General features: G+C 69.0%; 12 protein-coding genes. 8 read left to right on the plus strand and 4 right to left on the minus strand.

Translation table 11 applies throughout. The features are described 5' to 3' along the window. The first annotated feature begins 26 nt into the window (after positions 1-26). The 8 genes from UG56_RS21860 (at position 27) to UG56_RS21895 (ending at position 7,644) form a co-directional block, all read left to right on the plus strand. Complete coding sequence (locus tag UG56_RS21860; RefSeq protein ID WP_045547716.1) at positions 27-629, plus strand: DNA-3-methyladenine glycosylase I; 603 nt, start codon at positions 27-29, stop codon at positions 627-629. 93 nt (positions 630-722) lie between these two features. Further along, positions 723-1,754 carry an iron-siderophore ABC transporter substrate-binding protein gene (locus UG56_RS21865; protein ID WP_045547717.1) on the plus strand — a complete coding sequence of 344 codons (1,032 nt, stop codon included), beginning with the start codon at positions 723-725 and terminating at the stop codon, positions 1,752-1,754. Then, positions 1,751-2,782 carry a FecCD family ABC transporter permease gene (locus tag UG56_RS21870; protein ID WP_045547718.1) on the plus strand — a complete coding sequence of 344 codons (1,032 nt, stop codon included), beginning with the start codon at positions 1,751-1,753 and terminating at the stop codon, positions 2,780-2,782. Before UG56_RS21865 ends, UG56_RS21870 begins: the two co-directional genes overlap by 4 nt. Further along, on the plus strand, positions 2,779-3,807 hold the full coding sequence (locus UG56_RS21875; protein WP_045547719.1) for a FecCD family ABC transporter permease: 1,029 nt from the start codon (positions 2,779-2,781) through the stop codon (positions 3,805-3,807). The genes UG56_RS21870 and UG56_RS21875 overlap by 4 nt, the downstream gene beginning before the upstream one ends. 16 nt (positions 3,808-3,823) lie before the next feature. Continuing rightward, entirely contained in the window at positions 3,824-4,639 is an 816-nt protein-coding gene (locus UG56_RS21880) for an ABC transporter ATP-binding protein (RefSeq protein WP_045547731.1), read from the plus strand. A 1-nt stretch (position 4,640) separates the two neighbouring features. Continuing rightward, positions 4,641-5,543 carry a siderophore-interacting protein gene (locus UG56_RS21885; protein ID WP_045547720.1) on the plus strand — a complete coding sequence of 301 codons (903 nt, stop codon included), beginning with the start codon at positions 4,641-4,643 and terminating at the stop codon, positions 5,541-5,543. An 83-nt stretch (positions 5,544-5,626) separates the two neighbouring features. Further along, positions 5,627-7,357 carry a sodium:solute symporter family protein gene (locus UG56_RS21890; RefSeq protein ID WP_177191528.1) on the plus strand — a complete coding sequence of 577 codons (1,731 nt, stop codon included), beginning with the start codon at positions 5,627-5,629 and terminating at the stop codon, positions 7,355-7,357. Positions 7,358-7,368: 11 nt separating this feature from the next. Next, on the plus strand, positions 7,369-7,644 hold the full coding sequence (locus tag UG56_RS21895) for a hypothetical protein (RefSeq protein WP_045547722.1): 276 nt from the start codon (positions 7,369-7,371) through the stop codon (positions 7,642-7,644). A gap of 10 nt (positions 7,645-7,654) precedes the next feature. On the opposite strand, the gene UG56_RS21900 is transcribed toward UG56_RS21895, so the two are convergent. The 4 genes from UG56_RS21900 to UG56_RS21915 all read right to left on the minus strand — a co-directional run bounded on the left by UG56_RS21900 (position 7,655) and on the right by UG56_RS21915 (position 14,192). Continuing rightward, positions 7,655-8,416, minus strand: a complete 762-nt coding sequence (locus UG56_RS21900) for a DUF4097 family beta strand repeat-containing protein (RefSeq protein WP_045547723.1) — start codon at positions 8,414-8,416, stop codon at positions 7,655-7,657. Positions 8,417-8,494: 78 nt separating this feature from the next. Then, a complete protein-coding gene (locus tag UG56_RS21905) occupies positions 8,495-9,085 on the minus strand; it encodes a toxin-antitoxin system HicB family antitoxin (protein WP_071327252.1) in 591 nt (196 codons plus the stop codon). A 231-nt stretch (positions 9,086-9,316) separates the two neighbouring features. Next, positions 9,317-12,727, minus strand: a complete 3,411-nt coding sequence (locus UG56_RS21910) for a (Fe-S)-binding protein (protein WP_071327253.1) — start codon at positions 12,725-12,727, stop codon at positions 9,317-9,319. 181 nt (positions 12,728-12,908) lie between these two features. Further along, complete coding sequence (locus UG56_RS21915) at positions 12,909-14,192, minus strand: choice-of-anchor P family protein (protein ID WP_143055146.1); 1,284 nt, start codon at positions 14,190-14,192, stop codon at positions 12,909-12,911. Between the last annotated feature and the right edge of the window lie 243 nt (positions 14,193-14,435).

The following is a 14,435-nucleotide window of genomic DNA, read 5'->3' on the forward strand; positions in this document are numbered from 1 at the left end:
CGGTGGTCGCCGCTAGGGTCGGTTGGATGAGTGAGACACCGTTCCTGGCCCCGGACGGCCAGACGCGTTGCGCGTGGGCAGGAGGAGCGCCGGAGTTCCTCGACTACCACGACACCGAGTGGGGATTCCCGGCCGGAGGTGACGTCCGGCTCTTCGAGAAGATCTGCCTGGAAGGCTTCCAGAGCGGGCTGTCGTGGCGCACGATCCTCAACAAGCGGCCCGCGTTCCGCGAGGTCTTCGCGGGTTTCGACTTCCACCGGGTGGCCGAGTTCGACGAGGGCGACGTCGAGCGGCTCCTTCAGGACGCCAGGATCATCCGCCACCGCGGCAAGATCGAGGCGGCGATCAACAACGCCCGCCGCGCGGTCGAGCTCGTCGAGGAGCGCGGGTCGCTGGCGGCGTACGTCTGGGGTTTCGAGCCCGAGCCGCTGAAGATCCCCGAGGTGGTGGCGACATCGCCCGCCTCGGTGAGCCTCTCCAAGGACCTCAAGAAGCGTGGCTGGAGGTTCGTCGGGCCGACGACGATGTACGCGTTCATGCAGTCGATGGGGATCGTCAACGACCACTCGCTCGACTGCGTGATCCGGGAGAAGGTCGAGGCGGAGCGGGCGGCGTTCGTCAGACCCTGATCTGTCCAAATCCCGGGGCCGACGACTGCGCCATGGACTAGGTATGTTTAGGCTGTCCTAACTAAGCATTGCCTAACCCGAGGTGGTCCCCACGTGATCCGTCGTTCCGTACTCATCGCAGTGAGCACCGCGCTTGCTCTCTCCGGCCTCGCTGCGTGCAGCACCGGCTCCACCGATTCCGCCGACTCCGGTCAGGCGTCCACCTCGAAGGCAGACTCGGGCGCCTTCCCGGTGACCATCGAGCACGCCTTCGGTGAGACCACGATCGAGAAGGAGCCGAAGCGCATCTCCGTCGTCGGTGTCAACGACGCCGACATGCTCCTCTCGCTGGGCGTCGTGCCCGTCAGCATCCCCAAGGTGACCTGGGGCGGTGACGAGGACGGCACCACGCCGTGGTTCGACGAGAAGCTCGAGGAGCTCGACGCCGACATGCCGGCGATCATCGACCAGACCGACGCCATCCCGGTCGACGAGGTCGCCAAGCAGACCCCCGACCTGATCCTGGCGACCTACTCGGGCATCACCGAGGAGGAGTACAAGAAGCTCTCCGAGATCGCCCCGGTCGTCGCCTACCCGGACCAGCCGTGGGCCACCGCGTGGGAGGACTCCCTTGAGATGGTCGGTCAGGCGACCGGCCGCAACAAGCTGGCCGACGAGGTCGAGGCCGACACCCAGCAGGCCTTCGCGGACGCCAAGAAGGACAACCCGGAGATCCAGGGCAAGACCTTCATCTGGGCCGCGCTGGCCACCGCCGACCTCTCCCAGATCCCGTTCTACACGACCGAGGACGCCCGCCCGGACTTCCTGTCCGACCTGGGCATGAAGAACGCGCCGGTCGTCGTGGAGAACACCAAGAAGGGCGAGTTCTTCGCCCAGGTCTCGGCGGAGAAGGCCAGCGAGCTGCAGTCCGACTTCCTGTTCACCTACGCGGTGGAGGAGACCGACGCCGAGACGTACGCGAAGGACAAGCTGATCGGCCAGATCCCCGCGATCAAGGCCGGCCACATGTGGGCCTCGACCGACAACGTCGCCTCGCTCGCCGCGGGCACGCCGACGCCGCTGTCGGTGCCGTACGCCATCGACGAGTTCGTCCCGGGCATCGTCAAGGCTCTCGAGGGTCAGTGACCCTCACGACGACGCTCGACCGAACCCCGGCCGCGGATCCGCGCGGCCGGGGCCGGTCGTCGGTGCCCCGGGTCGCGCTCCTGCTCGTCGGTGTCCTCCTGGTCGCCGTCGTGGCGTCGATGCTGATCGGCGCGAAGCTCGTCTCCCCGCTGGATCTGTGGCGTGAGGGCAGCGTCGGCCAGGGCATCCTGGAGACCCGGATACCGCGTACGGTCCTCGGGTTGCTCGCCGGCGCCGCGCTGGCGCTCGCCGGCGCCTGCCTGCAGGGCCTGACCCGCAACCCGCTGGCCGACCCCGGCCTGCTCGGGCTCAACTCGGGGGCCACCTTCGCGATGGTGCTGGCCGTCTCGGTCTTCGGCATCGGCTCGCTCAACGCCTACCTCTGGTTCGGCTTCGCCGGCGCCGCGATCGCCGCGGTGCTCGTGCACACGGTCGCCTCCTTCGGCTCGGGCGGCGCGACCCCGGCCAAGCTCGTGCTCGCCGGCGCCGCCCTCGCCGCCGGCGTCTCCTCGTGGACCACCGCCGTCCTGCTCACCGACAAGGCCACTTTCGACGTGATCCGGCTCTGGCAGGTCGGCACCATCGGCGGCCGAGGCTGGGACATCGTCGTGACCGGGCTGCCGTTCCTTGCCGTCGGCGCGCTGCTGACCCTGGTCGGCGCGCGCACCCTCGACACGCTCGCCCTCGGTGACGACCTCGCGCGCGGGCTCGGCCGGCGCACCGGCATCGACCGGGCCGTCATCGGCCTCGGCGTCGTGCTCCTCACCGGCACCGCCACCGCGCTGTGCGGGCCGATCGGCTTCGTCGGCCTCATCGTCCCCCACATGGTCCGGGTCATGGTCGGATCGGCCTACACCCGCGTGCTTCCCCTCTCGGCGGGCTTCGGCGCCGCCCTCACCCTTCTGGCGGACGTGGTCGGCCGGGTCATCTGGCCGCCCTCGGAGATCCAGGTCGGTGTGATGGCAGCGGTCGTCGGCGTACCCGTCTTCGTCTTCTTCCTGCGTCGTGGACGGATGGCCGGGCTATGACGGTTCAATCGATCAACCCCACCGCCGTCGTACGCGGCGCCCGGCGCATCCCGCGGCGCCGGCGCGTCCTGGTCGCCGGTGGCCTCGGCGCGGCCCTGTTCGGGCTGTTCGCGCTCCGCGTGCTCGCCGGCGACTACATCATCACGCTGCCCGACTTCTTCCGGATCCTCGGCGGTGAGGAGATCCCGGGCGCGACCTTCATCCTGATGGAGTCGAAGCTGCCGCGGGCGGTCCTGGGCGTGCTGGCCGGGCTCGCTTTCGGCGTCGCCGGCGCGATCTTCCAGTCGACCCTGCGCAACCCGCTCGCCAGCCCCGACATGCTCGGCATCTCGCTCGGCGCGAGCGCGTCCGCCGTCTTCGCGATCGTCGTGCTCTCGCTGAACGGCTCGGCCCTCTCGGTCGCCGGGATCGTCGGCGCGGTGCTCACCGCCGTGGTGATCCGGCTGGTCGCCGGCAGCGACGGCGGCTACCGGCTGGTGCTCGTCGGTGTGACCGCGGCCGCCGGCCTGGTCGCGGTGATCCAGTACCTCTTCACCCGCGCCAACGAGTACGACGCCCAGCTCGCCCTGCGCTGGATGACCGGCAGCCTCAACTCGGCCAGCTGGCCGACGATCCGGATCCTGTTCGTCGCCCTGGTGATCCTGCTCCCGCTGGTCGCCTGGACGGTGAAGTCGCAGCGCGTGCTCGAGCTCGGTCCGGACGTCGCCACCGCGCTCGGCGTCACCCACCGCTACGCCGACCTGCTGCTGCTCCTGGCCGTCCTCCTGTGCGCGCTGGCGGTCGCCGCGACCGGCCCGGTCGCGTTCGTCGCCTTCGTCGCCGGGCCGATCGCCCGGGTCCTCAACGGCGGGCGTACGACGATCCTCGGCGCCGCACTGGTCGGCGCCGTCGTGATGGTCGGGGCCGACTACGTCGCGGCCTACGGATTCCCCGACACCAACCTCCCGGTCGGTGTCGTCACCGGTGCGTTCGGGGCGCCGTTCCTGTTGTGGTTGCTCGCCAGCGGGCGGGCTGGAAGGCGATGACATGAAAGAGGCCCAGATGAGACTCGCTGCGGAGAGTGTGAGCCTCGGCTACGGCGCCGACCCCATCGTCGACGAGGTCTCCCTGGAGATCCCCGACGGTCTGACCACTGTGATCGTCGGCGCCAACGGCTGCGGGAAGTCGACCCTGCTGCGCGGGATGGCGCGGCTGCTCCGCCCCATCTCGGGGCAGGTCGTCCTGGACGGCAAGGCGGTCCACAAGCAGCCCACCCGGGCGGTCGCCAAGACGCTCGGCCTGATGCCCCAGTCGCCGATCGCACCCGAGGGGATCACCGTCGTCGACCTGGTCGGCCGTGGACGCCAGCCCCACCGGGGTGCGCTGCAGCGCTGGTCGCCCGCGGACGACGCGGCGGTGGCCGAGGCGCTCGAGCTGACCAGCACGCTCGATCTGGCCGACCGGGTCGTCGACGAGCTCTCCGGCGGCCAGCGGCAGCGGGTCTGGGTGGCGATGGCGCTCGCCCAGCAGACCGACCTGCTGCTCCTCGACGAGCCGACCACCTTCCTCGACGTCGCCCACCAGATCGACCTCCTCGACCTTCTTCACGGCCTCCGCGAGACCCGTGGCACCACCGTCGTGATGGTGCTCCACGACCTCAACCTCGCCGCCCGCTACGCCGACCACCTGATCGCGATGAGCGGCGGCAGGATCGCCGCCACCGGCAAGCCCGCCGACGTGGTCACCGCCGAGCGCGTCGAATCGGTCTTCGGCCTGGAGGCCCAGGTCATCTCGGACCCCGTCTCGGGCACACCGCTGGTCGTCCCCATCGGGCGTCACCACCGGCCCGCCGCTCACCCCCACGCCCAAGGAGCCTGACATGCCCGTCCTCGCCCGCGTCTCGGTGCGCTCGGTCGAGCGCCTCTCCCCGTCCTTCGCCCGCATCGAGCTGGTCGGCGACGACCTGGCCGACTTCGGCAACGACGGCCCGAGCCTCGACCAGCGCATCAAGCTCCTCTTCCCGGCAGCCTCGGGCGTGCTGCCCGAGCTCTCGGCCGAGGACTGGTACACCGAGTGGCTCGCTCTCCCCGACGACGAGCGCCCGCGGATGCGCACCTACACGATCCGCGCGCTCGAGGGGGAGGGCATCGAGAAGCGTCTGTACGTCGACTTCGTGCTGCACCCCGGCGCCCACGGTCCCGGCTCCGACTGGGCCGGCGCGGCCCGGCCCGGCGACGAGATCCTGGTCGCCGGACCCAAGCTCGGCGAGGCGTACGGCGGGATCGAGTGGCTCCCCGGCGACGCGGACCGGCTGCTGCTGGTCGGTGACGAGACCGCCGTCCCGGCGATCGTCTCGATCCTCGAGTCCCTGCCGGCGGACGCCACCGGATCGGCCTTCCTGGAGGTGCCGGTCGCTGGTGACGTACAGGAGGTGGCTGCGCCCGAGGGGCTGCAGGTCAGCTGGCTGCCGCGCGAGGGGGCGCCCGTGGGTGGTCCCTCGCTGGCTGCGGTCGGCGGCCTGCTCGGCTTCGAGGCGACGCCCGACGACGTGACCTCCGTCGAGGTCGAGGACCCGGACCTGTGGGAGACACCCGTCTACTCGTCCTCCGGCGAGCAGGTCGACGGCACCGCGAACGGTGAGGACGGGCGCTATGCCTGGATCGCGGGGGAGTCCCGGATGGTCACCGCGCTGCGCCGGCATCTGGTCAACGAGCTGGAGATGCCCCGCAAGCAGGTCGCCTTCATGGGCTACTGGCGCGAGGGCGTGTCGATGAAGGGGTGACCCTGGGCAGATTTCAGGCGTGGCCGTGGTTAAGTTTGACGCGCCCAATCAAATAGAAGGGTCTCGGAATGCAAACAAGCATCCTGGCCGCGGACACTCTGATCCAGGCCAACGCGGTCGACTATCTGCTGATCGCCATCTACTTCGCGTTCGTTCTCGGTATCGGTTTCCTGGCCAGCCGCGGCATGTCGAACTCGGTGGACTTCTTCCTCTCGGGTAGGTCCCTCCCCGCGTGGGTCACCGGTCTTGCCTTCATCTCGGCGAACCTCGGCGCCGTCGAGATCATGGGGATGTCGGCGACCGGTGCACAGCTCGGGCTCCCCACCGTCCATTACTTCTGGATCGGTGCGATCCCGGCGATGTTGTTCCTGGGCGTCGTGATGATGCCCTTCTACTACGGCTCGAAGGTGCGCTCGGTTCCCGAGTTCATGAAGCGCCGTTTCGGCACCGGTGCCCACCTGGTCAACGCGCTCTCGTTCGCGACCGCGCAGCTGCTCATCGCCGGTATCAACCTCTACCTGCTGGGCTCCATCGTGCACGCGCTGCTCGGCTGGCCGCTGTGGGTGGCGCTGATCGTGGCCGCGCTGATCGTGCTGTCCTACATCACCCTCGGTGGTCTGAAGGCCGCGATCTACAACGAGGTGCTGCAGTTCTTCGTGATCGTCGCCGCGCTGCTGCCGCTGACCCTCCTGGGTCTGCACCGGGTCGGCGGCTGGGACGGTCTGACCTCGAAGATCGAGAAGGCCGCGGCCGCCAACCCCGACACCATCGCGCCCGCCGCCGACCAGCTCAACTCCTGGCCAGGTGCGGCCCTGACCGGGTTCAACTCCGACTTCCTCTCGGTGGTCGGCATCGTGTTCGGTCTCGGTTTCGTGCTCTCCTTCGGCTACTGGACGACCAACTTCGTCGAGGTCCAGCGAGCCATGGCCGCGGACTCGATCTCGGCTGCCCGGAAGACGCCGATCATCGGTGCCTTCCCGAAGATGTTCGTCCCGTTCATCACCATCTTCCCCGGCATGATCGCGGCGGTCCTGGTCACCGAGATCGCGCGTACGAAGGCGGGGGAGGCGGTCGCCGGCGGTGCCTCGGGTGAGGGCGTGACCTACAACGACTCGCTCCTCTACCTGATGGCGGAGGTGCTGCCCAACGGTCTGCTCGGCCTGGCGATCACCGGTCTGCTGGCCGCGTTCATGGCCGGTATGGCGGCCAACGTCTCCGCCTTCAACACGGTGGTGTCCTTCGACATCATCCAGGAGTACATCATCAAGGACCGCCCGGACGACTTCTACGTGAAGCTCGGCCGGTGGGCGACCGTCGCGGCGACCGCGGTCGCGATCTTCACCGCGGTCCTGGCGTCCAACTTCTCCAACATCATGGACTACCTGCAGACCCTGTTCGGGTTCTTCAACGCGCCGCTGTTCGCGACGTTCATCCTGGGTATGTTCTGGAAGCGGATGACCGCGACCGCCGGTTGGACGGGTCTCGTCTCCGGCACCCTGGCCGCAGTGCTCGTCGGCATCCTCGCCGACGGCACGCTCGGCGGGCTCTCCGTCGGCGTCCTGCCGCTGTCCGGTCAAGGTGCGTCGTTCGTGGCCGCCGGTGCCGCCTTCGTCGTCGATGTCGCCGTCAGCGTGGTCGTCTCGCTGGTGACCACCCCGAAGCCGGAAGGCTCCCTGAAGGGTCTCGTCTACTCCGAGACCCCGAAGGAGGACCTGGTCGACGCCGAGGACGCCGGTCGCCCGTGGTTCGAGCGCCCGGTGCCCCTGGCGGGTGTCGCGCTGGTCCTGGTCATCATCCTGAACGTGATCTTCTAGAGGAGGCTGAGATGTCCACCGAAACCAACCGAGGGTTCCTCGGCACGCTGCTGTCGCTCTTCGACATCCGCAACGTGATCGGGTCTCTGCTCGCGGTCTACGGCATCATCCTGCTGCTGATGGGCCTGTTCGGCGACCCCGAGGTCGACAAGACCGGCGGGCCCAACGCCAACCTCTGGGCGGGTGTCGTCCTGCTCGTCATCGGGGCCGTCTTCATCGCCTGGGGCCTGCTCCGGCCCGTCGTGCCGGACGCCCCTGGCTCCAGCAAGGTGAACGAGGACAAGTAGCCCTCCGGGCTCAGACCCCGACGAGGGTCACGTCGCCGCTCACCGTGGTGGCACGGAGCTCGACGTAGGGCTCACCCGCGGCCGGTGCGCCAGCGCTCTCGACAGTGCTGGTGCACCGGCCGGTCACCGTGTTGACGTCGGTCCACACCGGGGTGCCGTTCGGGATCCCGATGCGTACGTCGGAGGAGGCGCCCTTCACCGAGATCCGGCCGGCGCTGATCGTGTGGATCGCGAAGTCGCCGGCGCCGGTCGCGTGGCTCACGTCGCCCTCGACCTCGTTGATCTCCACGCTGCCGGAGCCGGTCTTGGTCTGCAGGTCGTGGACCGTACCGATCCGGATGTCACCGGATCCGGACTTGATCGAGGCGCGCCCGTCGAGGGTGTCGGCCTCGACGTCCCCCGAGCCGGACTCGACCTGGAACTCCTCGGTGACCCGGTCGATCCGTACGTCGCCCGACCCGGTCTGCAGCCAGGCGGCCCGCAGGACACCCTGGGTGGCGATGTCGGCGCTCCCGGTGCGGGCCCGGAGCTGGCTGCGCGATGGGACCGTCACGCTGATGTCGTAGCGTCTCGAGCGGCTGAACGGACCCCGATGGGGATCGATGATGTTGATCGTGTCGCCGTTCTGCTCGACGACCAGATTCTCGGCATCGTCGCCGTCGATCTCGACGACCGTCTCGTCGGTCTCGGTCGCCTGGACCTCGAGGTTGCCCTTGCCGAACTCGACGAACAGCTTGGCGGGGGCGGTGGACATGAAGGTGTACGTGCTCATGGTGATGCTCCTGAGGGTGTGATGATCTACCGGACCGGCCGGGCGGCCGTCCGTTGGTGGTGGTGACGTCAGGTCAGGTCAGAGCCAGCCGGTCATCCGGCGGTCGGACCTGCCGCGGTTGCTGCCACGGAACGGATCGAGGCTGCTCATCGCCTCGCTGACGATGTGTGGGATGGCGGAGAGGTCGACGTCGACGTTGACCGCGTTCTCGCGGGTCGCCGCGCGCACCGCGCCGACGAGCCAGGTGTTGAGCGACTGGCCGGCGTCGGCCGCCGCCTCCTCGGCCTTCGCCTTGAGCGACTCCGGGATGCGGAGGGTCACCCGGGCGAGGGCGTCGTCGCCCTCCGGCTCCGGGGGTGCCGGGGGAGCGGGCGGCGTCGGCGGCGTCGGGGGAGCCGGGGGCGTCGGGGGAACCGGCTCGGTGAGCTCTGGAAGCGTGATCCCGAACTCCAGGTCGCGCCCCCGCAGACGTACGTCCACATTGCCTGTCGGCAGCTCGGCGGTGATCTCGGCGGCCGCCTGGCTCACCGCCTCCATCATCGCGAGCCGGGCCGCCGGGTCGAGTGCATAGGTGAGCCGCTCCGCGGTCTCCCGCGCCTCCGGCCCCGCTGCCTCGGCCGCGGCCACCAGGTCCCGCCGCAGGCTGTCGATGTACGGAGTGATGTCCATACGCACCACTATGACATCACGATGACGTCATGGCAACCCAAATCTGACATCACGTGATGTCACCCCCTCGCCGAGGCGTCACCTACGTCGGCCGAGACGTCACGCGCGTCGGCCGAGTGGGCACGCTGGTGCCATCTCGGCCGACGCGGGTGACGCTTCGGCACAAATGACGATGACACCTTGTGAGCAGCTCACAAGGTGTCATCGTCTGGTGCAGCGGACCGCGGTGGATCAGAGGTCGAAGAGCGACCCTGCTTCGTGGATGTCGACGTCCGTACGCGGCGTGTGAGCCTCTCCGCTCACGGCCGGTGCCGGCTTCGGCTCCGGTGCGGCGGCGGCCTCTTCGGCGACGGGCTCCGGCTCGGGCTCGGGCTCCGGCTCGGCAGGCGTCTCCGCCTCGACAGCCGGCTCCTCGACGGGCGCTGCTTCGGCCACGGGCTCCACGGCTGCCTCGGCCACAGGAGCGGCCTCAGCGGGGGCGGGTGCCGGTGCGGCGGGAGCGGCGGCGACCGTGCCCTCCGGCGCCTCGATGTCGAAGAGCGAGCCGAGGCTGTCGAAATCGACGTCGGTCTTCGGCTCCGAGGTCACACCCGAACCCGCGGCCGGCGCAGCAGCCTGGGGAGCCGCGGCCGGGGCAGCCGTATCGACCGGAGCAGCGGCCTCGGGGGTCTTGGCCGGAGCCGGCGGAGCCGGCTCGGGCTCGCTGGCCGGGATGTCGAAGAGGGAACCACCCGCACCGAGGTCGATGCTCGGCTCCTCGGCAGCCGGAGCCGCAGCCGGGGCAGGCGCCGCGGGCTCGTCGGCAGCGGGCGTGGTCTTCGCCTCGGGGGCCGGCGCGGCCTCCTCGGCCGGCGCGGCCGGGATGTCGAAGAGCGAACCGCCCCCACCCAGGTCGACCGCAGGCTCTTCAGCCGGCGCCGGCGCGGCCGGCGCGGCCTTCGCCTCGGGCGCGGCAGCAGGCTCCGCCTCCTGAGCAGGTACGTCGAAGAGCGACCCGCCGGAGCCGAGATCGGCCGCAGGCTCCTCGGCCGGCTTGTCGGCGCGCTTGTCGGCAGGCGCCTCCGCAGGCGTCTCCGCAGGCGTGTCGAAGAGCGACCCGCCGTCGTCGAACAGCGAACCACCAGAGGCCGGCTTCTCCGGCTCCGCGGCCGGTGCCGGGGTGTCGAAGAGCGACCCGCCACCCGACGTACCTCCTGCGGCCGGCTCGGCCGGGGCAGGGGTGTCGAAGAGCGAGGACGCGTCGGCCGGAGCCCTCTCGGTGGTCTCCGTGGTCTCGGCGGGGGAGTCGAAGAGCGACGAGCCCGCAGCCGCGGTGGCGGCACCGGCAGCAGGTGCGGCCTCCTCGGCCGCCGGGGCAGCCTTGGCGGCGGCACCGACCTTCGCGCCCTCGCCCGGAGCGAGCTTGGTGGCCTGCTCGCCCTTCACGGACGCGAGCAGCATCTGCGCGACGTCGAGGACCTCGACCTCTTCGCGTGCGGCTCCGTTGGCCTGGGCCTTGGTCAGCCCGTCGGAGAGCATGACGCGGCAGAACGGGCAGCCGACGGCGATCTGGTCGGCGCCGGTGGCGACGGCCTCCTCGGTGCGGTTCTCGTTGATCCGCGAGCCGATCTTCTCCTCCATCCACATCCGGGCACCACCGGCACCACAGCAGAAGGAGCGCTCGGAGTTGCGGGGCATCTCCTTGTACTCCGCTCCCGGCATGATCTGCAGCAGCTCACGCGGCGGCTCGTAGACGCCGTTGTGGCGACCGATGTAGCACGGGTCGTGGTAGGTGATCGAGCGCTTGTGGGCGCCGGCGCCGTCGGTGACCGGGGTCAGCTTGCCCTCGCGTACGAGGCGGTTGAGGAGCTGGGTGTGGTGGACGACCTCGAGCTCGATGCCGAACTCCTTGTACTCGTTCTTCAACGTGTTGAAGCAGTGAGCACAGGTGGTGACGGCCTTCTTGACCTTGAACTCCTTGAACGTCTCGACGTTCTGCTGAGCCAGGCCCTGGAAGACGAACTCGTTGCCGGCGCGGCGGGCGGAGTCACCGGTGCAGGTCTCCCCGTTGCCGAGCACGCCGAAGGAGACGCCGGCCATGTCGAGCAGCTCGGCGACAGCGCGGGTGGTCTTCTTGGCACGGTCCTCGTAGGCGCCGGCGCAGCCGACCCAGAACAGCCAGTCGACCTCTTCGAGGGACTCGATGTCCTTGCCGACCTCCTTGACGTCGAAGGGCAGGTCCTTGGCCCAGTCCATGCGCGCGTTGGCGTTCATGTTCCAGGGGTTGCCCTTGCCCTCGAGGCCCTTGAAGAGGCCGTTGAGCTCGGAGGGGAAGTTGGACTCGACGAGCACCTGGTAGCGGCGCATGTCCATGATGTGGTCGACGTGCTCGATGTCGACCGGGCACTGCTGGACGCAGGCACCGCAGGAGGTGCAGGACCAGAGCACGTCCTCGTCGATGACGAAGCCGCCGTCCTCAGGGTTGTAGAACCAGTCGAGGACCTCGGTGTTGCTCTCGGCACCCTCGGGGGCGCCGTCGGCCTTGCCGATGAGGGGCTTCTCCTTGAGGTCGCCGTCGGCGGCTGCGGCGTACGCGTGCTCACGCAGGCCCATCATCAGCAGCTTGGGCGAGAGCGGCTTCTCGGTGTTCCACGCGGGGCACTGCGACTGGCAGCGACCACACTCGGTGCAGGTGGTGAAGTCGAGGATGCCCTTCCAGGAGAAGTCCTGGATCGTGCCGACACCGAGGATGGCGTCCTCGGGGATGCGGTCCTCCTCGACGTCCTCGAGGGTGACCGGCTTGCCGTCGATGAGCATCGGCTTGATCGCGCCGAGCGCGGTGCCGAGCGGGCGGGCGCCGTCGACGGCAGACGTACGCGACGCCGGCTCACGCTTGAACCAGATGTTGAACCAGGCGGTGAAGCGGTGCCAGGCGACACCCATCGTCAGGTTGGACGAGATCACCATGAGCCAGATCAGGGCCGAGAGGATCTTGAAGGCCGCGATGAGGTAGATGATGTTCTCCAGCGACCCGATCGCGTCGTGACCGGTCGGGTAGAGAGCACCGAAGAACTGCGACAGCGGAAAGTGGAAGCCGGTGGCGTGCTCGGCGTGCTCGCCGCCGTGGGCCAGGGCCAGGTTGTACTCCGCGCCGCGGATGAACAGGATCGCGATCGACTCCAGCAGCACCATCGCCTCGACGAAGAACGCCTGCCACATCACCGAGCCGTAGAACCGCGTGCCGCGGCCCAGCTGCTTCGGCTGGTGCAGCAGGCGGTAGACGATCAGCGGGATGATGCCGAGCGCGCCGAGCAGGCCGAGGCCCTCGGCCACCCACTCGTAGAGGAAGAACTTCCCGATGAAGGGGATCGTCCAGTCGGCGGAGAAGAGCTGGAAGTACGCCGAGCCGACTGCGGTCGAGAGCACGATGAACGCCGAGAAGGCGAACCAGTGCAGGATGCCGACCCAGGTCCACTGCAGCATCCGCGTGTGGAGGACGGTCTCTTTCAGCATCGTCAGGGTGCGGGCCAACGGCTGGTCGACGCGGCTGATCGGTGTACCGATCTTGATGACCGCGAGCATCGACCGGACGGCCTTGACCGTCAGGTAGGCGGCGGCCACCGTTGTCGCGAGGCACACGACGATGGTGATGATCTGCAACATGCCTGGGCGCTCCTCATCAGGGCAGGACTGCCGGAATGCAACCGAGCCTAGTGCTTGTGATCGGTTCGGTCGCGTAAGGGTGGGTTGATACTACCCGTCGGTAACTTCAGAACGAAGAAACGGCCCGCGACCTGATCAGGACGCGGGCCGTTTCTTCGTACAGCCTCAGTGGATCAAGGCCTCACTTGTTCGCGTTCACCTTGAACTTGGCGTGACCGATGTTGAGAACGGTCTTGGTGCCCTCGGTCGCGTCGAGGAGCGTCAGCCGCAGGGCGACGACCTCGATCAGGTTCTTGCTGCGGTCGACGACGACGTTGGTCTCGATCTTGGCCAGGCCGGGGATGTCGACGCGGGAGAGCGCCGAACCGAGCTGGGCGAGGGAGACCTTCTGGTCGTTGATGTAGATGTCGCCGAACTTGGTGCCGGCGGTGGACGTCGAGGCGCCCTTGCCCTTGACGAACTTGGCGTTCGCCTGGGCGCGGAGGCCCTCGATGCGGATCGCGCCGTCGCCGATGTTGACGCTGGCGACCTCACCGAAGGTGTAGCCACCGGCGGTGGTCTTGGTCTGGTTCGAACGCTGACCGCTGGTCAGGCCCTTGACGTCGACGATGTCGCCCGCGTTGCCCAGCGGAACGCCCGCGATGGACTTGGTCTTCAGCTTGCCCTTGGTGCCGGCGCAGCCGGCGTTGGTCAGCGGGTTCTTGCCGACCTGGACGGCGCCGCCGAGAGCGGTGGCGTCGACGGAGTCGGAGAAGCCGCTGAAGACGCCGGAGAAGGCCTGGCCGTGGATCTCGGCGCGGGAGCGACCGACGATGACCTCGGAGTCGCTGCCGTGCAGCTTGATCCAGATGCCGTTGGCGTAAGCCTCGGCGCCGTCGGCGTTGGTCTTCTCGACGGTGTTGCCGATGCCGATGGTGGCGATGCCCGGAATGACGAGCGGCTTGTCGCGGCCCGGGATCGGGAGGTCGACCTTCTGGCCGGGGCCGGCCGGGTCGAGGACGATGTGAGCGATGTTGGCCTTGGAGTCGGCCTTGTAGCCCTTGCCGTCCCACCAGGCCTGGGAGATCGAGCTGAGACCCTCGACGGTCACGGTGCCCAGCGGGCTCTTGTCGAGGACGACGTCGGCGATCTTGTGCTCCGAGATGGACTTGACCGTCTCGCCGGACTTCACGGTGCGCTGCTTGGTGGTGGTCGCACCGATCGACCCGAGACCCGGCACCTTGGCACCGGCGGTGTTGTTGTTGACGTCGTAGCCAGCCTTACGGGTGCAGCCGATGGTCTGGTATCCGAGGTCGCCCGAGTTGGCCGGGATGCTTCCACCGGTCACGCGGGTGCCGAAGCCGCTCGCGAACAGCCCGAAAGAGGTGTTCGTCAGTGCGGCCTGTGAGGGCGCCGGCACAACCAGAACTGCGCCGACGACGGCGGCAGCGGCTGCGGACAGCGCAAGCGTACGGATGCTTCGCATTGTTGGTTGGACTCCGATTCTGCGGTGGGGATCCCCCAAGATCCCCGCAACGGGGCCGTGCCACCTGCCAGATCCGGGGGAACCTGGCGCACTCCCGAGTTAAGGGGTGGCACATCGGGCAAACGAGAGAAAACCTCGGAAGTTATCGGGACCGAGGTCCTATTTCTGGATGACCCGTCCTGACCACCGCATACCCACCCGGACTTACGCAAACGGGCCGTGACCTCGGAGGAGGTCACGGCC

The sequence above is a fragment of the Nocardioides luteus genome, from assembly GCF_000960475.2.
Classification (GTDB): domain Bacteria; phylum Actinomycetota; class Actinomycetes; order Propionibacteriales; family Nocardioidaceae; genus Nocardioides; species Nocardioides luteus_A.